Here is a 19844-nt window from a genome sequence, read left to right on the forward strand (position 1 = left end):
CGGTTCCGGCGCTCGCGGAACGTCCGCCTTCCCGCTGCTGATGCTCCAGAGGTAGACGCCGACGACGGCCGCCAGCACGGCGAGCCCCTGGCAGGCGGCGATGACCAGGACCCGGCGGCCGAAGATGCCCTGGCCGGCCTTGCGCGGCGGCTGGTCCATGATCGCCGGGTCGATCTCCTCGGCTTCGAAGACCACGGAGCACGCCGGGTCGATGATGAGTTCCAGGAACGCGATCTGGACCGGCAGCAGCACCAGCGGCCACTCGCTGACGAAGACCGGCAGCAGGGACATGCCGACGATCGGGACGTGGACGGCGATGGTGTACGCCAGGGCCTTGCGCAGGTTGTCGAAGATGCCGCGGCCCTGGCGGATGCCGCCCGCGATGGAACTGAAATCGTCGTCGGTGATGACCAGGTCGGCGGATTCGCGGGCCACATCGGTGCCGCGCGCGCCCATCGCGATACCAATGTCCGCCGCGCGCAGGGCCGGAGCGTCGTTGACGCCGTCGCCAGTCATGCCGACGACCTCGCCGTTGACCTTGAGGGCGCGGATCAGCCGGAGTTTCTGCTCCGGCACCATCCGTGCGAACACGCTGACGGTCCGGATGCGCCGGGCCAGCTCATCGTCGGCGATGGCCTCAAGCTGGGGGCCCGTGATGACGCCCGCGCCGTGGTCCAGGCCGATCTCGCGGGCGATCGCCAAAGCCGTTCCGGGATAGTCCCCCGTGATCATCACGGTCCGGACCCCCGCCCGCGCGCAGGCCGCGACGGCGTCGGCCGCGCCGGGCCGCAACGGGTCGTGCAGGCCCACGAGGCCGAGGTACTCGAAGTCGAAATCGCGCTGGAATTCCGGCAGGCTCCCGGCCCGGTCGAACTCGGCGCGCGCCACGGCGAGGACCCGTTGGCCGCCGGCGGTGGCTGCCTCCACTTCGGCGGTCAGGACCGCGAGCTGGGCCGGGTTCAGGCGGCACAGCCTGGCAATCGCTTCCGGGGCGCCCTTGGCGGCCACGACGTAGCGGCTTCCGTCGGGGGCGCGCCAGACGTGCGAGAGGGCCAGCAGGCTTTCGGAGAGCGGGTACTCCCTCACCAGTTCCCAGTCGGCGTGCAGGTGCTCGGTGTCGCCGAGGTACTTCGCGCCCACCGCTTTGAACGCCTTGTCCATCGGATCGAAGGGATCCACCGGGGAGGCGAGCACGCCAAACTCCGCGATCGTGTGGAAGGCCTCCGGCAGCGGCCGGTCGTCGACGGTGAAGCTCCGGGCGCCGACCACCAGTCGGCGCACGGTCATGCTGTTCAGGGTCAGGGTGCCGGTCTTGTCCACACAGATGACGGTCGCCGCACCCAGGGCTTCGATCACCGGCGAGCGCCGGGTCAGCACGTGCTTTTGCGACATCCGCCACGCACCGAGGGCCAGGAACACGGTCAGCACCACCGGGAACTCCTCGGGCAGCATCGCCATCGCGGTCGCGATGCCGGCCAGCAGTCCCTCCAGCCAGTTCCCCCGGGTCAGCCCGTACACCACCACGACGACGGCGGCGGCCGCCAGGCCGAACACGGCCACGTACCGGACCAGCCGGTCAATCTCCCGTTGCAGCGGGGTCGGTTCCTGTTCGATGGAGCGCAGGGCCGAGCCGATCCGGCCCAGTTCCGTGCCCGCCCCCGTCGCCTTGACCAGCGCCAGACCGTGGCCCTTCACCACCAGGGTGCCGGAGAAGATCCAGGGCGTCGCGTCCCCGCCCGGCCGGCCCATCGCCTCCGCCGCGGCAAGGGCCGCGTCCGGTACCTTGCGGACCGGGACCGACTCCCCGGTCAGGGCGGATTCGTCCGCCGCGAAGTTACGGGCCTCCAGCAGCACCGCGTCGGCCGGCACCCGGTCCCCTTCGGCGAGCACGGCGAGGTCCCCGCGCACCACCTCGCGCCCGGGGATGCGAATCTGGTCCCCGTCGCGGACCACGAGCGCGCGCGGGGAGGACAGGTCCCGGAGGGCTGCGAGGGCGTTCTCGGTCTTGCGCTCCTGGTAGATGGAAATGCCGATCACCACGACGACGAAGGACATCAGCAGCACGCCGTCAAGCAGTTCGGCCAGCAGGAAGTTCACGGTCCCGGCGACCAGCAGCAGGAGCAGCATGGGTTGGCGGATCACGGCCCAGCTCTGCTGCAGGAGGTTGCGCGGCTTCGCCGTCGGAAGCTCGTTCGGCCCCTCGGCCGCCAGCCGCCGGGCTGCCTCCGCCGCGGAGAGCCCCTCCGCGACGGCGGCGGGTGCCGGCTTCATCAGAGCCAGGCGGTCCGGCGCAGCGGGGGTTCGGCGCCGCCGGCGCGCTGCACCAGGACCTGGTTCACCCCGGTGGTTCCGGCCTCGAATCCCAGCGCACTGGCGGCCATGTAGAGCCGCCAGACCCGGGCCCGGCCCGGGCTGCTGGCCCGCACGGCCTCGTCCCAGTGGCGTTCCAGGTTCTGCACCCACGCCCGCAGGGTCAGCGCGTAGTGCTGGCGCAGCGCCTCGACGTCGAGCACTTCCAGGCCGCCGCCCTCCAGGGCTCCGATCATCTCCGCCAGGCTGAGCATCTCCCCGTCCGGGAAGACGTAGCGCGGGATGAAGGAATTCGGATCCGGGTCGGTCGGTCCGGCATTCCAGGAAATGGCGTGGTTCAACAGCCGGCCGCCGGGACGCAGCAGCCCGTACAGCCGGGAGACGTAGAGGCCCATCTGTTCGCGGCCCACATGCTCGGACATGCCGATGGAGCTGATCGCGTCGAAGGGGCCGTCCGCCACATCGCGGTAGTCCTGGATCCGGATGTCCACCCGGTCCGTCAGCCCCGCTTCCGCCACCCGCTTCCGCGCCAGCTCCGCCTGCTCGGCGGACAGGGTGACCCCGACGACGTCGGCCCCGTAGCGTTCGGCGGCGTGGATGGCGAAGCTGCCCCAGCCGCAGCCAACATCCAGCACCCGCATGCCGGGGCGGAGCCCGAGCTTGCGGCAGACCAGGTCAAGTTTCGCTTCCTGCGCCGCGTCCAGGCCCGTCCCGGGGGTGTCCCAGACCGCGCAGGAGTAAACCAGGGACGGGCCGAGCACGAGGGCGTAGAAGCTGTTGCCGACGTCGTAGTGGTGCGAGATGGCGGCGGCGTCGCGCTTCCGGGAGTGCCGCCGGCCCTTGCGCGCCACGCGGGCCTCCTCGGGGGGCGGAGCGGGGTTGGGCCCCAGCGCGCCGAGCCGCACCGCCGCCGCGGCCAGGATCCCCAGTTCCCGGACGGTGGGCCGCCGGAACGGCCCGGGCTCGGCGAACTTGCCTGCCGAACTGAGCGCGGCGAAACTGGCAAAAATGTCACCGGGTGCCTCAATCTCGCCGGCGACGTAGGCCCGGCTCAGGCCGAGCTGGCCGGGCGAGAAGAGGATCCGCCGCAGCGCCCGGCGTGAGTGGAACACCAGCAGCGGGGCGCCCTCCGGTCCGGCTTCCGAGCCGTCCCAGGCGCGCAGCCGGAGCGGGATGTCCTGGGTACCGAGCACAATGGCCAGCGCTGCGGCCAGCCGCGACGCGGCTCCAGCAGTGGTCGACATGGTTCTTTCCTCTCAGCCGGTGGCTTGCCCCAGCCCCAATCTATTGGCAACCGGGACGCCGGAACAGGGGCCGGACGTCCCGGAAACGCGCGCTTCGGCAACGGTCGGCGGGCCGCTCTGGTGCTCGCCGCAGCCGGTGATTAGGGTGGCTGACATGGCTGAGGCATTTTCGTCCCTCGTGGACGCGTTCAAGAACGTGGGGGTGTCCCGCGCGTACGGCGCTCCCGTGCAGCTCGACGGCGAGGAACTCATCCCCGTGGCGCTGGTGTCGTTCGGGTTCGGCGGCGGGAGCGCCCCGGCCTCCGAGGACGCCCCGGCGGGGTCCGGCGGCGGGGGCGGCGGCTTCGTCCTGCCCCTTGGCGTCTATGCCCGCAGCCGGGGTGGCTGCGTCGTGTTCCGGCCCAACCCGGTCGCGGTGCTGCTCGGCCTGGCCCCGGTGGTCTGCGCTGTTGGTCTAACGCTGCGGGGACTCCTGCATGGCCGCCGCTGAACTCCCGCTGACCATCGACGTCGACGGCACGGCAGTTTCCGGTGTTTACGCCCGGCCGGCGAGCCCCGCCGCGACTGTTGTTCTCGCCCACGGCGCAGGCGCCGGGATGGAGCACCCGTTCCTTCGGGGTTTCACCGCGGCCTTGAACGACGACGGCGTCGCCACGCTGCGGTTCAACTTCCCGTACCGCGAGGCGGGCCGGAAGTTCCCGGACCGGCCGCCGGTGGCCATCGCGGCCTGGCGGGCGGCGATGGACGCGGCCGCTGCCCGTTCCGAGGGCGAACCGCTCTGGGCCGCCGGGAAGTCCTTCGGCGGCCGGATGGCGTCGATGGCGGTCGCGGAGGGCATGCCGGCCGCGGGTCTGGTGTACCTCGGCTATCCGCTGCATCCACCGGGCAAACCGGAGAAGTTGCGTGACGGGCACCTCTACGGGCTCACCCTGCCGATGCTGTTCCTCCAGGGCACCAGGGACACCTTCGCCACCCGCGGGCTGCTGGAGTCCGTGGTGGAGCGCATCGGCCCGGCCGCGACGCTGCAGTGGCGTGAGGGCGGGGACCATTCCTTCGCCGTGGCCGGGGCGAAGCGGGCGCCGGAAGAGATCGGGGCCGGCCTCGCGGCGGCCGTGGCGGAGTTCATCCGGCTGCACAGCGAAGGCCGGGCCGGCGAGGGCGCACGGTGAAAGAGGCGGAGGTGCCGGGGACCCGCACCGGCCGGCCGGGAGCACTGGGCGACGGCGACGTCCCGGCCTGGTGGCAGCGGCTGGGGTTGCCGGGGCTGATCGACATCCACACGCATTTCCTCCCCGAGCGGATGCTGCGGCGGGTCTGGGCGCATTTCGATGAGGCCGGACCGCTGGTGGGCAGGCCCTGGCCAATCACCTACCGCACGGACCAGGACAGCAGGCTGGCTCGGCTCCGGCAGCTGGGGGTCCGCCGCTTCACCGCACTCGCCTACGCGCACCGGCCCGGAATGGCGGCAGACCTCACGGACTTTGCCCTGGACCTCGCCGCGGCCGAGCCGGACTGCGTGCCCAGCGCCACGTTCTACCCGGAGGACGGCGTGCTGGGGCAGGTCGAGTCGGCCCTCCACCGCGGCGCGCGCGTCTTCAAGATCCACGCCCAGGTGGGCGGTTTCGACCTGCGCGAGCCGGTCCTGGACCCGGTATGGGGACTCCTCGCTGACGCGGCCGTTCCCGTGGTGGTGCATGTGGGCAGCGGCCCGGTACCGAGGGCCGGGTTCACCGGCCCGGACAAGCTTGAGGGCGTGCTGCGCCGGCATCCCGGGCTCACCGCCGTCGTCGCGCATCTGGGCACGCCGGAATACGGGGAGTTCCTGGCCCTGGCCGAAAAGTTCCCGCGCGTCCACCTCGACACCACGATGGCGTTTACCGACTTCTTCGAAGAGGTGGCCCCGTTCCCGGCCAGGCTGCTGCCGAGGCTCGCGGAATTTACGGACCGGATCGTGCTCGGCAGCGACTTCCCGAATATCCCGTACCCCTACGCGCACCAGCTTGAGGCGCTCGAACGGCTCCGCTACAAGGAGCCACGGCTCGACGACGACTGGCTGCGGGCAGTCTGCTGGGCCAACGGCGAACGGCTGATCGGCACCTGAGCCCAGGTGTTCCGGTTGCTGGCGGTGGTTCCCATAACGGCTCCGAGGCTGAATGATGGTGCCCATGAGCAAACCATATGAAGCGTCCCGGCGCGTCGAATCCGACAATCCCGAGGCAGTAGTAACAGCGGTCCGTGAGGCCACCCACGAACTCCGCGACGAGCTTCAGCGCGACGGGATCGAGGTCAGCTTCCAGGACCTGGCCCTGCTGGGCCATTCGGAATCCTGGGACGGCGAGGGCCAGCGCTGGGTCCACGTTTCCTGGGAGGGCGCCGAGGCCGGGTAGCAGGGGTACCCACCAGCAGCATCCCGGTAATACCATCCGCTCATGATCACCAAGCTCTTCGCCTACCTCAGCTACCAGGACGCCCCCGCCGCGCTCGACTGGATGGAGCGGGTCGGGTTTGAAGTCATCCGTCGCGAGGACGGGCCCGCGGGCCGGGTCGTCCACGCGGAAGTCCGCCTCGGCGAGGCCGTGCTGATGGTCGCGAGCGATGACGCCGGCTACCAGCGGCCTGCCCTGCAGGGACAGTCGACGGGCCAAGGCCTCTACCTGCTCGTCGACGACGTCGACCGCTTTTACCGGAATGCCATTGCCTCCGGGGCAACCAGCGTGATCGAGCCCGAAAGCACGGAGTGGGGCGCCAGGCGTGCGCGGGTGCTCGACCCGCAAGGACAGGAGTGGAGCGCGGGGACGTATGAACCCGGCCATTCCGGGACCTGACGGAGCTGCGGCGTTCGGCCCTCCGGCCGTCACATCCTGCTTTTGACCCTGGCCGTCGCGGGCGCCGTCCAGGGATCCTCCGGCCAGGGATGCTTCGGGTAGCGGCCGCGCATCTCCGCCCGGACCTGCGCGTAGGGCCCGGACCAGAAGGATGCCAGATCGTCGGTCACCGCGAGCGGCCGCCTGGCGGGCGAGAGCAGGTGGAACAGCACCGGCACGCGGCCATCCACCAGCCGCGGCGTCTGATCCCAGCCGAAGCACTCCTGCAGCTTGACCGCGACCACCGGCCGGCCGCCGTCGTCATCCACCTCGGGGTAATCGATCCGCACCCGCGAGCCGCTGGGTACCTCCAGCGTCTCCGGAGCCAGCTCTCCCAGCCGGCCCGCTTCGGGCCAAGGCAGCAGCCGCCGCAGCGGTTCAGCCAGGCCGATGCCGCTCGTTGCGGCACCGGCGGCCAGGGCCTCGAGCTCCGGCGCCAGCCACTCGTCCAGCCGGGCCAGCAGGGCGGGCTCGGACATATCCGGCCAGGGTTCGCCGAGTTCGCGGTGCAGCAGGGCCAGCCGCCGGCGCAGGGCGTCCGCCGCCGCCGACCAGCCGATCGTCGGCAGCCCCGCCTGCGCCAGGGCGCGGGCCACCGCGGCGCGGCCTTCCTCCGCGGACGGACGCACCGGCGTCGAGGAGAGCACGATCGCGCCAAGGCGGCGTTCCCGGCGTGCGGTGACCCGGCCCTGGCCGAATCCTGCTTCCACCGTGTCGCTGAGCAAATGCCGCGCGGCAGCCTCCGCGGCCTCCGCCGTCAGCGGGGCGGCTGACCGGATGACCGCCCCGGTTCCGGCCGCGTCCCGCCCGTCGGCGCGCGAAACCTCCGCAACGGCGAGCCACTCGTGGCTGGCCAGGCGGCTGCCGCCCGGGAGCCCGGCCCGGGTCCCGGAGGACAGCAAATAGCGCTCCCCCGGTCCCGGGACCCGGCGCGCCACCCGGTCCGGGAACGCGAGGGCGACGACGAATCCGGTGCCGTCCGCGCCGGCTGCGGGCGCCGACGGCTGCGACGCCACGCTGCCGGACTGCGGCTGGCGGGCAATGGACTCCATCCGCCGGACGTCGTCCGCCCAGCGGCGGGACCCCGGGTCCTTGCCTGAGCGCAGGGCGCTCAGCAGTCCGGGCAGGTCGGCGCCGGGGGCGCGTTGTCCGCCGGCGACGACGGCGACGGCCTCCGCCGCGGTGCGGTGCCCCACGGCGGAGGCACCGTCCAGCAGGGCGCGGGCCAGCCGCGGATCCGCCGGGATCCGGGCCAGCGTCTTGCCGAGCTCCGTGGCCAGGCCCCCGGGTCCCACCGCCCCCAGTTCGCGCAGCACTTCAACGGCCTCGTCCATCGCAGCCCTGGGCGGGGCGTCCGGGAGTGCCAGCCCGCGGCCGCCCGGCGAGCCCCAGCAGGCCAGCACCAGGGCCGCGCCCGTCAGGTCGGCGACGGCAATCTCCGGAGTCTGATGGGCCGGGGCGGCTCCGTAGCTTTTCTGGTCATAACAGCGGACCACGCGTCCGGGGCCCAGCCGGGCGGCCCGGCCGGCGCGCTGTTCGGCGGAGGCCCGGGAGCAGGACACGGTCACCAGGCCCGTCATGCCGCGCCCCGCGTCCCGCCGCGGTTCGCGGGAGAGGCCGGAATCGACCACCAGGCGGACCCCCGGCACCGTCAGGGAGGACTCGGCGAGCGCGGTGGAGACGATGATCCGGGCGGGTTCGCCGGGGCTGCGGCCGGATACGGCCCGGTCCTGCATGGCCGGGCCGACCTGGCCGTGCAGCTCCAGCACCTCTGCCGTCACCCGGCCGCGCAGCCGGGCGGCGACGTGGGTGACCTCCCGCGCACCCGGGACGAAGACCAGGGCATCGATGTCCTCTCCGGCGGCGAGCGCTGCGGCGTGGGCGTCCGCGGCCGTGTCCGCCACATGGTCCAGGAACACGCGCGTCACGCCCCGGGCGTCCAGGCGGGCGGCCGCCGCGGGCGCCCATTGGACCTCGAGCGGGTACAGCGCGGAAGGACAGCCGACGACGGGAGCCGCGCCGCCGCCGTCGTGCCCGCCGGACCCTGCGCCGCGCCCCTCCGGCGGTGTGCCCGACAGCGGCGTCGTGTCCCCCAGCAGGGCGGCGAAGCGCGGCGCGTCGAGGGTGGCTGACATGGCGACGAGCGTGAGGTCCCCGCGCAGCTGGCGGACCTCGGCGAGCATGCCGAGGAGCAGGTCGGTCTCCAGTCCCCGTTCGTGGACTTCATCGAGCACCACCGCATCGGTGCCCTCCAGCCCGGGATCGGCGAGGAGGCGGCGCAGCAGGATGCCGGGAGTGACGAACTCGATCCGGGTGCCGGGCCCGGCCTGCCGGTCGCCGCGGACGGTATAGCCGACCCGCCCGCCCAGCGGACTGCCGTCCAGCGCGGCGAGGCGCCGGGCCGCGGAACGCGCGGCGACGCGGCGCGGCTGGGTCACCACGATGCGCGGGGCGTGCCCGCCGGCGCCGTGGGCAAGGTTGGCCAGCAGCGGGGGCACCAAGGTGGTCTTACCCGTACCCGGGGGCGCCTCCACCACCGCGGCACCCGCCGGGGATCCCGCCTGCAGGACCTCCGCGAGCTTACCCAAGGAACCGGCAAAGACCAGACCGGTTCCGATGGAGCCAAGGTCGAAGGGCGTGTCCGCCGGGTTGGGGGCGGTGGGCGTTGGAGTCACGCCTCCATTGTCCCCCGCCGATCCTGCCGGCCGGTCCTGCCCGCCCGGCATCGCTTCAACGCGCAAGATGCGGCGCGGAGGGAGTGAAAACTACGGAAGACTGGGACTTCTCAATAACAAAGGTGGCACCCCATTGATTAATCTCCAGCAGGACGCCGAGGGCTTCATCCGGATGAACCGGCACTTCCCCGCCAGCACGCCCATCACCATCACCTTCGCCGACGGCTCCACCGAAGAAGTCACCGGCCGGCAGCTGAACGAGGCCTACGACGACGCACTCGCCGAATACCGCGCCCAGAACCACTTGGACGCCAAGGGCTTTTCCCGGGCGCCCAAAAAGAGAGTCGATCCGGGCAACAAGATCGAATTCGTACGCGTCCACCCCGGCATGGCCGGCTAGCAGTGCCGGGGAGGGAGTCCCTGCCAGTACCTGTACCAGTAGGGACTCCCCCGCCGCCGCAGGCACTTGAATGGAACCATGAGCCCGCGCCTCGCCGCTGGGGCACTCACCGGGTCCGGCGGCGAAAGGCGGCCCCGAAAAAAGGTCTCCCGCTTCGGAACAATCCAACCCGGCAAGGTGTTGGCTCATACTGTGGCCCGGGACGGCATGCCGTCCTGCCACCGCGCCATCGTGGGCCGAAGGTTCCGAGGCGCCCCTGCCCCTTGAAACCTAACCCTCTCCCCCACGACCGCGACTTTCGAACCGACTCTTACTGGAGAAGAATGCTTACCGTAAACGCTTACGCTGCCCCGTCCGCCACCGAGGACCTCGTCCCCACCACCATCGAGCGCCGCGACGTTGGCCCGCACGACGTCCTGATCGAGATCAAGTTCGCCGGCATCTGCCATTCGGACATCCACACGGTCCGCGGCGACTGGGGACCGCAGTCCTACCCGCTCGCTCCCGGCCACGAGATCGCCGGCATCGTGACCGAGGTCGGCTCGGCCGTCACCAAGCACGCCGTCGGTGACCGCGTCGGCGTCGGCTGCATGGTGAACTCCTGCGGCGAGTGCGCCAACTGCCAGGCCGGCGAGGAACAGTACTGCCTCAAGGGCAACACCGGCACCTACGGCGCCGTGGACCGCGACGGCACCATCACCCAGGGCGGCTATTCCACCCACGTCGTCGTGACCGAAGACTTCGTGGTGCGGATCCCCGAGGGCATCGAGCTCGACGTCGCCGCACCCCTGCTGTGCGCCGGCATCACCACCTACTCGCCGCTGCGCCACTGGAACGCCGGCCCCGGCAAGAAGGTCGCCGTCGTCGGGCTCGGCGGGCTCGGACACATGGCCGTCAAGATCGCCCACGCCATGGGCGCCGAGGTCACGGTCCTCTCGCAGTCGCTCAAGAAGCAGGAAGACGGCTTGCGCCTCGGCGCGGACCACTACTTCGCCACGAGCGACGAGAATACCTTCACCGAGCTCGCAGGCACCTTTGACCTGATCATCAACACCGTGAGCGCCTCGATCGACATCAGCTCCTACCTGCAGCTGCTGCGCCTCGACGGCACCATGGTCAACGTGGGCGCCCCGGCCGAGCCGCTGCCGGTCAACGCGTTCGCCCTGATTGGCGGCCGGCGCTCCTTCGCCGGCTCGATGATCGGCGGCATCCGCCAGACCCAGGAAATGCTGGACTTCTGCGCCGAACACCACCTCGGCGCCGAGATCGAGGTCATCCCGGCGGAGAAGATCAACGAGGCCTACGAGCGCGTGCTGGCTTCCGACGTGCGCTACCGCTTCGTGATCGACACCGCGACCCTGGTCTAGTTCCGCGGAGCGGTTCCGGACGAACCACGCGCAAACGGTCCGGCACTACGGGGATTCCCGTAGCGCCGGACCGTTTCCGTATCACCGGACCGTTTCCGCCGCGGAAACCACCACGGAGTTCCCCGCGGAATCCCCCGCCTCGGCAGCGGTTCAGCCCGCACTCTCCGGAAGCCCGGCCCGCCACCCCTTGCCGGTTAGGGCCCGTGGGAGGAGGATGTCGGGCACACCAGGGAGGCCTGCCATGATCCAGCTCGGCAAGTTTGAGAGACTCCGCGGCGCACTAGCCGGCATGTACGTCTGATGGTCCGTCGCGGAACGCACGACGGCCTGCAACCGGCCCCGCCTGGGGGACCGATCCAGGGGCCCGCGGCGGCGGCCCTCTTCCGCCTGATCCAGCTGGCGCTCCTCCCTGTCGGGGCCGCCGGCTATCTGTGGGCACTGCCCCGGCTCCTCCTGTACAGCCGGCGGACGGGGGTCTCGGCCACCCTGCTGGCCTCGCTCTATACGCGCTTCATGCAGCACCGGCTCGGCACCAGGGCCGACGAGCCGGCCAGCCGGCTCATGATGGTCATGCCCAATGTGTCCCGGACCGGCTTCGGTTTGGTGGCCTGCCCGACGATCGCCGGCCACCGGGCGACCGGCTATGTTCCCCGGGTCTACCGGTACCCCTACGAGGGTGAGGCTCCGTTGAGCCATCAGGACTCCGCGCGGACAAGCTTCTTCGATGCTGCCCTCCGACGGCATCTTCCCGGCGTCGACCAGCTGGTCATCCTCGGCGCGGGCTTCGACACGCGCGCCTTCCGGCTCGCCGGAGCCGAGCACGTGCGCTGCTTCGAGGTGGACAAGCCCCGCACCCAGGCCCTCAAGCTCGGCATGCTGAACCGGGCGGGGCTGCCAACGCAGCAGGCAAGCTACGTGGCTGCCGACCTTCGGGCGGAGGATTGGTGGAACAAGCTCGTGGCCGCCGGTTTCGATCCGGACCGGCCGGCATTCTTCCTCTGGGAAGCTGTCACCATGTACCTGGACCGCGGTTCCGTCGAGTCGACACTCGGCCGGATTGCCGGCGCGGCTCCCGGCAGCGTGGTCAGCTTCGACTATTTCGCCGCCCAGACCCTTGCGTCCCGCTCGCCCTACATGCGCTACGCCCGTGCCGCCACAGCCTTTGCAGGCGAACCCCTCGACTTCGGAATCGACAACACTCCCCCGGCACGGGATCGTGCCGTGGAATTCCTCCGGCCCTTCGGCCTGGCCGTGGAGGAACACCGAAATTTCGGCAAAGAGACCCGACGGCGGTGCGCGGCGGCCGGTTTCGTCACCGCCGTCGTCGGCCAGGCAGGGTGACCCCCGGCCGGCAATGAACTGTTCACTTATCCCAGGCCTTCCGGACGTCTGGATATCACCATCCGGAAACGCCGCCGCAATAATGCGGGTGCAAGCTGGAAGGGACTCCCGAAGGTGTCGCGTTGTAAGAGGTCGTAAGAGAGAGCAGGGTTGCTGTGAATCCCCTAATCATCCTGACCGCAGTCACCGGTCCACGCGATGGCGCCCACCCGGGCGCCGCAATAAGGCCGATCCAGGCCGCCGACCTCCCTGAGCTCTCCGTCATGTACCGGGACTCCTATGCGGACAGCCTGCCGCAACCCAAGGACCGCGCGGTCGGCTGGATCGACGCCCTGCTCGACGGAGCCCACGGCCGGCACGTTCCGGAAGCGTCCGCGGTCAAAGCAGCCCCCGACGGGCAACTTGCCGCCGCCATCATCGTCACCGAGCCGGCCCCGGGCAGCGAGGGCGACTGGGACAGCGAGATCGCCGAACTGTTCACCCACCCCGACCATCGCCGGCAGGGTCTGGCGGAGGAACTGCTGGGCCACTGCCTGCACGTGCTGCACACCCTGGGCCGCAACCGGGTGGCGGTCACGGTGGACAGCGGAAATTCGGCGGCGCTGGCGCTCTACCTGTCCAGGGATTTCCGCCGGCTGTCCACCGACGACGGCGACTGAGGTCCCCGCCGGTTTCCTTCCCGCCGGGTTCCTTCCCCGCCGGATGGCGGTGGTGCTAGCTTGTCCGGATGAACGTCCTCGACTGGCTGCTCGATTCCGACCCCGCCATCCGCTGGCAGGTCCTGCGCCACCTCACGGACACCGACGAGGACGAACTCTCCGCCGAGCGGGCCCGCGTCGCTGCGCAGGGGTGGGGCGCCCGCCTGCTCGGGCTGCAGGGTGACGACGGGCAGTGGGACGGCGGCACGTACTTCCCGGCGCCGTTCGACGAATCCGAGCCCGGCCAGCCTTGGACCGCCACGACCTACACTCTGCTGCTGCTCCGCGAGTTCGGGCTCGACCCCGGCAGCGAGGCAGCGCGCAACGCCGTCGCGCGCGTCCGGCAGAACAGCCGCTGGGAGGAAGCCGGCCAGCCGTTCTTCGAGGGCGAAGTGGAGCCCTGCATCAACGGGATGGCCGCCGCGCTCGGGGCCTACTTCGGCGAGAACGTCGACGGCATCGTGGCGCGGCTGCTTGAAGAACAGCTCGACGACGGCGGCTGGAACTGTGAGGCGGAACGGGGGTCCACGCGTTCCTCGTTCGACACCACCATCAACGTCCTCGAGGGGCTGCTGGAATACGGGCACGCAACCGGCGGCACTCCCGAGGTCACCGCAGCGCGGCAGCGCGGCGAGGAATACCTGCTCGAACGCGGCCTCCTCCGCCGCAAGAGCACGGGCGAGCTGATCGACCCGGCGTGGTTGCAGTTCTCCCACCCGGTCCGTTGGCACTACGACGTGCTCCGCGGCCTGGACTACTTCCGGGCCGCCGGGGCTGCTCCGGACGGGCGGACCGGGGAAGCCCTGGCGCTGGCGCGGTCCAAGCGGCAGCCCGACGGGACCTGGCACCTGGAGAACAGCCATCCGGGGCGGATCCACTTCCCGCTGGACGAGGGTGACGGCCGCCCGAGCCGCTGGAACACCCTGCGCGCCCTGCGGGTCCTGGACTGGGCCGAGCGCTCCTAGGGTGTTTGTAACTTCGATGGAATTATGGCTAAATTTCCCTGTAGGCATCGAAGTTTTTTGGGGGAAGCATGAACAAGGCGCAACGACGCGCTCATATGGAGCCACCCTGCCCGGCGTGCGGTTCACGGGTGGTTCCGATCTGGAAAGACGTACGTCCCGTGGCGGCGCGCCAGCCGGACTGGCAGGTCAGCGCGAGGCAGTGCAGCAGCCAGGGCTGCCGCATGAACGATCCACAGAACTGGTAAAACCTTCCACGCGGACGCCTCGGCGAAGAAACTGCGGGGACGAAGGGCCGGAGGCCGCATGAGCGTTCGGAGCGCCGGCCTGCTGCTGTTCCGGCGGGGTCCGCAGTCACAGCTGGAAGTCTGGATCGGCCACATGGGCGGGCCGTTCTGGGCGCGGAAGGATGCCGCGGCCTGGTCCATCCCCAAGGGTGAATACGCCGAAGACGAAGACGCCCTGGCGGCCGCGCGCCGCGAGTTTGCCGAGGAAATCGGCACCGCCCCGCCCGACGTCGACTACTTCCCGCTGGGCAGCTTCCGGCAGGGCTCGGGCAAGATCGTCACCGTCTTCGCCGCCGAATGTGACTTCCGGCCGGAGCGGATCGAGAGCAACACCTTCTCGCTGGAATGGCCGAAAGGATCCGGCATCGTCCGCAGCTACCCGGAGATCGACGACGCCGCGTGGTTCAGCGAGTCCGAGGCCCGCACGAAGCTGGTGCGCGGCCAGCTTCCGGTCCTGGAAGCGCTCCTGGCGCACCTGCGCGAGGCAGGCTAGCCGCGGCGGCGATTCACCAGTGTGACAAGATGCTGCATTGAATGTCACAAAGGGCGCGGGTAGTGTGACAGAAACTGTCAGCTCACACGACGCTAGCCCGGGAGCAGCCATGCAACATGTAGGACGTCGACTGTCCGCCGTCACCGCGGCACTGGCCCTGAGCGTGGCGGGCGCCGCCGTCGCCAGCCCCGCATCCGCGGATCCGCGCGAAACCGAGAAGACAGCCACCGCCACCGGCTACGGCGGCGCGGTGAGCACGGTGGACCCGGAAGCCTCGGCCGCTGCGATCGAGGTGCTCCACAAGGGCGGCAACGCGGCAGACGCCGCCGTCGCCGCGGCCGCGACCCTGGGCGTGACCGAGCCTTACAGCGCCGGGATCGGCGGCGGCGGCTACTTCGTCTACTACGACGCAAAGACCGGCATGGTCGGCACGGTCGACGGACGCGAAACTGCGCCGGCCGGGATGCCGCACGATGCGTTCATCGACCCGGCAACGGGCCAGCCCTACCGCTTCACCCCCGAGCTCGTCACCAGCGGCGTCGCCGTGGGCGTCCCCGGCACCCCCGCCACCTGGGAACGGGCACTCAAGCGCTGGGGAAGCCTCGACCTCGGCGAGGCCCTCAAGCCGGCCATCAAGGTAGCCACCCGAGGATTCGTGGTGGACGGAACGTTCCGGCAGCAGACCCTCGACAACAAGGCCCGCTTCGCTGCGTTCCCCGCGACCAGCAGCCTCTACCTCCCCGGCGGCGACGCTCCCGCCGTCGGGAGCATTTTCCAGAACCACGACCTGGCCGCCACGTACCGGCTCCTCGCGAAGCAGGGCACGCGCGGTTTCTACAGCGGGCCGCTCGCAACGGAAATCGCGGCCACCGTCCAGGCTCCGGCGAAGGCTGCCGGCACCACGCTGCCCGTCCCGGCCGGATTCATGACGACGGCGGATCTCGCCGCCTACCGTGCGCTGGACCAGGATCCCACCCACGTGGACTACCGCGGCCTGGACGTCTACGGTATGGCGCCCTCCAGCAGCGGGGGCACCACGGTCGGCGAGGCGTTGAACATCCTGGCCCCGTCCACGCTCTCCGGGATGTCCCGGGCCGGCGCCTTGCACCACTACCTGGAAGCCAGCGCCCTGGCGTTCGCCGACCGCGGCAAGTACGTGGGCGACCCGGCGCAGGTCAATGTGCCCACGGCCGCTCTCACCGACCCGCTCTTCGGCAAGGAACGCGCCTGCCAGATCGACCCGCAGCACGCCGCGGCCAAGCCGGTGGCACCGGGAAATGTGTCAGCGTACGACGGCGTGTGCCCGACTGCCGCAGTGGCACCCGCCGACGAGAAGGACACCGAGAACATCTCGACGACGAATCTGACGGTCGCGGACAAGTGGGGCAACGTGGCGGAGTACACCCTCACGATCGAGCAGACCGGCGGATCCGGCATGGTGGTGCCCGGCCGCGGGTTCCTGCTCAACAATGAAATGACCGACTTCTCCACCGTGTACGACCCCAAGGATCCGAACCGGATCGAGCCGGGCAAGCGTCCCCGCTCCTCGATGGCACCGACCATCATCCTCAAGGACGGGGACCCCTTCCTCGCCCTGGGCTCCCCCGGCGGATCGACCATCATCACGACGGTTCTGCAGACCATCCTGAACCGGGTGGACCTGGGCATGACGATTTCCGAGGCGATTGCGGCACCGCGCGCGGCACAGCGGAACACGGCCAAGGTCACGGCCGAGCCGTCGTTCATCGCCGCGTACGGCAGCGAGCTGGCTCCGTTCGGCCATGAGTTCACACCGTCCGGGGATGCGTTCACCTCGGCGGCGGAGATCGGCGCGGCAACCGCGATCGAGTTCGGTCCGGGCGGGCGCCTGGTCGCGGCGGCCGAGCCGGTCCGGCGCGGCGGCGGTTCGGCGATGGTGCTCAACCGGTCGCGGTAACGGCGCCTTTCACGTACGCGGCCTGTCCCGCGTGCTGGAGGCAATCGGCGAGAATGCTGACCAGCCGCACCCCGAGCGTGACCGGCGGCTTCCAGCGGGTGTCGACGACGCGGTCGAGCTCCTCGTCGCTGAGGGATTCCAGGAACCCAACGGTCTGCCGGTGGACGGCGTCGTAATAGGCGAGCAGCAACTCAGGCGTGGCCTGTACCGCGTCGACCTGGTCGGATGTGTGACCGTAGCCGGTGTCCTGGACGGGCAGCGAAAGACCAAACCGTCCGGCGAACCCCTGGGACGTCCACACCTGCTCCACGCCGGCGGCCGGGGCGACCTGGGCATCCTCCCCGCGGCTGAGGTGCCAGACCAGCCACGCAATCGGGTTTGCCTGGTCCGCCACCCGCCGGACAAGCAGATCCGGGTCTATGTCTTCGAGGGTTGCGGTCACGATCTCGTGGATCCTGCCGAACCCGTCGAGCAGCAGTTCGTTGGCTTTCATTACAGTGCCTCCCGGTGCATAGTCGCTGCGCCCCATGCTGGCACGGCCGCAACCGGTTGCGCTATCACTTTTGGTTGTTCTGGGCGTTGCAGAGGGACCATAAGTGATAGAGCAACCGGCTGGTTGTGGGGAGATCAGCCGGGGCTGGCCGGCCTAGGCGGAAATACGGTCCGTCAGGCGGACAAGGGGCTCGCGGACCGCGGGCACGCCGTCGCCGTCCTGGCCGTACAGCCAGTCGTTGTACTGGAAATCGTTGTCCTTCCGGCTCTTGAAGAGCAGGTTGCGCAGCGTCCGGGCCAGTCCGGAGACGTGCCAGGATTCGCCCCAGACGCGGGCGGTGCGCTGGACCCGGGCCGTGCGGCCGGCGCGGAGGTTGTTGAACTCCTTGAGCGCGCCGTCCCAGGCTTCCGGATTCACGCCGTCGTCGGTGAAGACCGTGCCCACGGTGGCGTCCTGCAGCGCGGCAGCATCCTCGAGCGCCTGGCAGGCACCCTGGGCGAGGTACTGGAGCATCGGGTGCGCAGCGTCGCCCATCAGTACCATCCGGCCGGCGACCCAGTTCTCGATCGGGTCGCGGTCGTACATGGGCCAGCGGATGCCGGTGGCCAGATTCTTCAGCGCTTCCTGGACGGCCGGGACGCAGTCCTTGTACGCGGCCTCGAGCTCGTCCACGCCGCCGTACTGCTCTTCGCCGCGCTCGAAGGAGGGCGACTTGAAGACGGCCACGGTGTTCAGCAGCTCGCCCTTGCGCAGCGGGTACTGCACCAGGTGGCAGTCCGGTCCGAGGTAGACAATGACATCCTCGAGGTCGGCCTTGGGGGTGTTTTCGGTGATCGGGACGGTGCCGCGGTAGGCCACGTAGGCCGAGGACACGGGCTCGTCGTTGCTCACGAGCGGGCGCAGGGTGGACCGGAGTCCGTCGGCGCCGATCACGACGTCGGCCTCGTAATCCACTCCGGCGGCGGTGTGGGCCACGCCGCGGCCGTTGACGGTTTCAACGCTCTCCACCATGACGTCGTTGACGAGCTTGACGCCGGCGGCTTCGCAGCCTTCGAGCAGGACCCGGTGCAGGTCGCTGCGGTGAATCACGACGTAGGGTGCACCATAGCGCTCCGCGAATTCCCCGCCGAGGGTCTGGCGGGTGAGCTCCTCGCCTGTGACGGCGTCGCGGAACACCAGGTGCTTGGGCTGGACACCGATTTCCAGCGCCTTTTCCAGCAGGCCCCAGCGCTTCAGGACGCGGGAGGCGTTGGGGGCCATCTGCAGCCCGGCGCCGACCTCGCCGAATTCGGGGGCCCGCTCCACGAGGGTGACGTTGGCGCCGTTTTCACGCAGCGCGAGGGCTCCGGCCAGTCCGGCCATTCCCCCTCCGATGACCAGGACGTCGGTGGACGGGCCGTCGGTGGACAGGAAACTGGTGGACGGGGCGTGCTCAGACATTGCTTGCTCCTTGCGGGATCGAGATTTTGGATTTGAGTTTGAGGCCGACGACGACCAGCAGGACCGCGGCAATGGCGGCTGCGCCGGCGAAGGCGAGGAAATTGGAATTGACGCCCAGCCCGGCGGCCAGCAGGAGGCCGCCGATCTGGGGTGCGGCGACGGCGCCGATGCGGCCCGTCCCCAGCGCCCAGCCCAGCGCGGTGCCGCGCAGGTGTCCGGGGTAGTGGCTCGCGACGGCGGCGATGATCAGGCACTGCGTGCCGTGGGTTCCGACGCCGGCGAGGACGAGCATGAGGTAGACGACGGTGACGGACGGTCCGGTGACCAGGACAACGAGGGCGCCGGCGGCGACGGCGGCCGCGGCGATCGCCGTCGGGATCGGACCGAAGCGGGTCCCGGCCCAGGCCGTGAGGACCGAGCCGGCCACCGCCCCGAGGTTGAGGGCGAGGGCGAAGGTCAGGGCGGACCCCAGGTTGTAGCCGGCCAGCTGCATCAGGTTCGGCAGCCAGGTGCCCAGCCCGTACCAGGCGAACAGGGTGGCGATCGTGGCCACGGCGAACAGCATGCTAATCCCCAGGTAGGGGGCGCGGAGCAGGGACGAGAAGCCGGCCGGCTCCTTGAGCGTGCGGCCCTTGCGGGCCGCCTTTTCGGCCGAGGTAGCCGGGGCGAGGGTCTCCGGCAGGTACTTCAGCCCCAGCGGCACGACGACCAGCAGGGCCAGCACGGCCACCAGGAACATGGATTCCCAGCCGAAGGCGGGGATCAGCTGGATTCCGACGAGGGCCGCGATGGAGCCGCCGATCGGGACGCCGGACATCATCAGGGTGGCGATGGTGGACCGCCACTTGGTGGGGACCAGCTCGGCCACGAGGGCGTTGGCCGAGGGCACCAGCCCGCCGAGGCCGATGCCGGCCAGGAGCCGAAGGGCGCCGAAGACGGGGGCGCTGGGAGCGAAGGCGCAGAGGATGGTGAAGACCGAGAAGACGATGGCGCAGCCAAGGATGGTTCGGCGGCGGCCCCAGGAATCGGCCATCCGGCCGGCGAAGATCGCGCCGATCATCATGCCGACGAAGGCCATCGAACCGATGGTGCCCGCGGTGGCCTTGCTCAGGCCCCACCCGGTCTCGGAGATCAGGGAGTACTGGACGGTGCCGTAGACGATCAGGTCGTAGCCGTCGAAGACGACGAGGAGCCAGCAGACGAGCACAGCCGCCGCCGAGGCCTTGGAAAACCGGGAGGCAGGACCGTCAGCGGCGGTGGGGCCGGGAGACACCGGCGCGGACCGTTGCGGCGCTGCAACAGATGATGTGTGATTCATGCCACTACTGTCCTAG

Annotated in this window: 17 protein-coding genes and 1 pseudogene; 12 read left to right on the plus strand and 6 right to left on the minus strand. The window is 70.5% G+C overall.

All coding sequences use genetic code 11. From position 1 onward, the window contains the following. Nucleotides 1–48: 48 nt before the first annotated feature. Together HNO80_RS09515 and HNO80_RS09520 are read right to left on the minus strand one after the other, a co-directional pair. Nucleotides 49–2271 (minus strand): annotated as a pseudogene (locus HNO80_RS09515) (cation-translocating P-type ATPase); the annotation flags it as partial. Continuing rightward, nucleotides 2271–3554, minus strand: coding sequence for an SAM-dependent methyltransferase (locus tag HNO80_RS09520; RefSeq protein ID WP_175322608.1), 1284 nt, complete (start codon nt 3552–3554; stop codon nt 2271–2273). The pseudogene HNO80_RS09515 and the gene HNO80_RS09520, both read right to left, overlap by 1 nt. Nucleotides 3555–3708: 154 nt before the next feature. Between HNO80_RS09520 and HNO80_RS09525 the strand changes: the two genes are divergently transcribed. From HNO80_RS09525 to HNO80_RS09545, 5 genes are all read left to right on the plus strand, one after another. Further along, nucleotides 3709–4044 carry a hypothetical protein gene (locus HNO80_RS09525; RefSeq protein ID WP_175322609.1) on the plus strand — a complete coding sequence of 112 codons (336 nt, stop codon included), beginning with the start codon at nt 3709–3711 and terminating at the stop codon, nt 4042–4044. After that, on the plus strand, nt 4031–4723 hold the full coding sequence (locus tag HNO80_RS09530; protein WP_175322610.1) for an alpha/beta hydrolase family protein: 693 nt from the start codon (nt 4031–4033) through the stop codon (nt 4721–4723). Before HNO80_RS09525 ends, HNO80_RS09530 begins: the two co-directional genes overlap by 14 nt. Then, nucleotides 4720–5655: an amidohydrolase family protein gene (locus HNO80_RS09535; RefSeq protein ID WP_349627315.1), complete on the plus strand. Its 936-nt coding sequence runs from the start codon at nt 4720–4722 to the stop codon at nt 5653–5655. The genes HNO80_RS09530 and HNO80_RS09535 overlap by 4 nt, the downstream gene beginning before the upstream one ends. Nucleotides 5656–5719: 64 nt before the next feature. Then, nucleotides 5720–5941 carry a hypothetical protein gene (locus tag HNO80_RS09540; RefSeq protein ID WP_175322611.1) on the plus strand — a complete coding sequence of 74 codons (222 nt, stop codon included), beginning with the start codon at nt 5720–5722 and terminating at the stop codon, nt 5939–5941. A gap of 42 nt (nt 5942–5983) precedes the next feature. Then, nucleotides 5984–6379, plus strand: a complete 396-nt coding sequence (locus HNO80_RS09545; RefSeq protein WP_175322612.1) for a VOC family protein — start codon at nt 5984–5986, stop codon at nt 6377–6379. Between the two features lie 29 nt (nt 6380–6408). On the opposite strand, the gene HNO80_RS09550 is transcribed toward HNO80_RS09545, so the two are convergent. Beyond that, nucleotides 6409–9093: an ATP-dependent RNA helicase gene (locus tag HNO80_RS09550; protein WP_349627316.1), complete on the minus strand. Its 2685-nt coding sequence runs from the start codon at nt 9091–9093 to the stop codon at nt 6409–6411. 133 nt (nt 9094–9226) lie between these two features. Here HNO80_RS09550 and HNO80_RS09555 point away from each other — a divergent pair, with 133 nt between their 5' ends. The 7 genes from HNO80_RS09555 to ggt all read left to right on the plus strand — a co-directional run bounded on the left by HNO80_RS09555 (nt 9227) and on the right by ggt (nt 16577). Beyond that, complete coding sequence (locus tag HNO80_RS09555; protein ID WP_175322613.1) at nt 9227–9493, plus strand: hypothetical protein; 267 nt, start codon at nt 9227–9229, stop codon at nt 9491–9493. Between the two features lie 323 nt (nt 9494–9816). Then, nucleotides 9817–10860: an NAD(P)-dependent alcohol dehydrogenase gene (locus HNO80_RS09560; protein ID WP_175322614.1), complete on the plus strand. Its 1044-nt coding sequence runs from the start codon at nt 9817–9819 to the stop codon at nt 10858–10860. A 300-nt stretch (nt 10861–11160) separates the two neighbouring features. Continuing rightward, nucleotides 11161–12201, plus strand: coding sequence for a class I SAM-dependent methyltransferase (locus tag HNO80_RS09565; protein WP_175322615.1), 1041 nt, complete (start codon nt 11161–11163; stop codon nt 12199–12201). A gap of 155 nt (nt 12202–12356) precedes the next feature. After that, complete coding sequence (locus HNO80_RS09570) at nt 12357–12860, plus strand: GNAT family N-acetyltransferase (protein WP_175322616.1); 504 nt, start codon at nt 12357–12359, stop codon at nt 12858–12860. Between the two features lie 68 nt (nt 12861–12928). Next, nucleotides 12929–13864 (plus strand): hypothetical protein, encoded by a 936-nt coding sequence (locus HNO80_RS09575; protein WP_175322617.1) that lies wholly within the window; start codon nt 12929–12931, stop codon nt 13862–13864. Between the two features lie 303 nt (nt 13865–14167). Then, nucleotides 14168–14641, plus strand: coding sequence for an NUDIX hydrolase (locus HNO80_RS09580; RefSeq protein ID WP_175322618.1), 474 nt, complete (start codon nt 14168–14170; stop codon nt 14639–14641). 109 nt (nt 14642–14750) lie between these two features. Beyond that, nucleotides 14751–16577, plus strand: coding sequence for a gamma-glutamyltransferase (gene ggt / locus HNO80_RS09585; RefSeq protein ID WP_175322619.1), 1827 nt, complete (start codon nt 14751–14753; stop codon nt 16575–16577). Here ggt and HNO80_RS09590 read toward each other — a convergent pair. The 3 genes from HNO80_RS09590 to HNO80_RS09600 all read right to left on the minus strand — a co-directional run bounded on the left by HNO80_RS09590 (nt 16561) and on the right by HNO80_RS09600 (nt 19828). Further along, nucleotides 16561–17070: a mycothiol transferase gene (locus tag HNO80_RS09590; RefSeq protein WP_175322620.1), complete on the minus strand. Its 510-nt coding sequence runs from the start codon at nt 17068–17070 to the stop codon at nt 16561–16563. The genes ggt and HNO80_RS09590 overlap by 17 nt on opposite strands. A 153-nt stretch (nt 17071–17223) precedes the next feature. After that, nucleotides 17224–18510, minus strand: coding sequence for an FAD-dependent oxidoreductase (locus HNO80_RS09595; RefSeq protein ID WP_175322621.1), 1287 nt, complete (start codon nt 18508–18510; stop codon nt 17224–17226). Beyond that, complete coding sequence (locus HNO80_RS09600) at nt 18503–19828, minus strand: MFS transporter (protein WP_175322622.1); 1326 nt, start codon at nt 19826–19828, stop codon at nt 18503–18505. The genes HNO80_RS09595 and HNO80_RS09600 overlap by 8 nt, the downstream gene beginning before the upstream one ends. Between the last annotated feature and the right edge of the window lie 16 nt (nt 19829–19844).

It is taken from the genome of Arthrobacter sp. C9C5 (assembly GCF_013359735.1).
Lineage (GTDB): Bacteria > Actinomycetota > Actinomycetes > Actinomycetales > Micrococcaceae > Arthrobacter.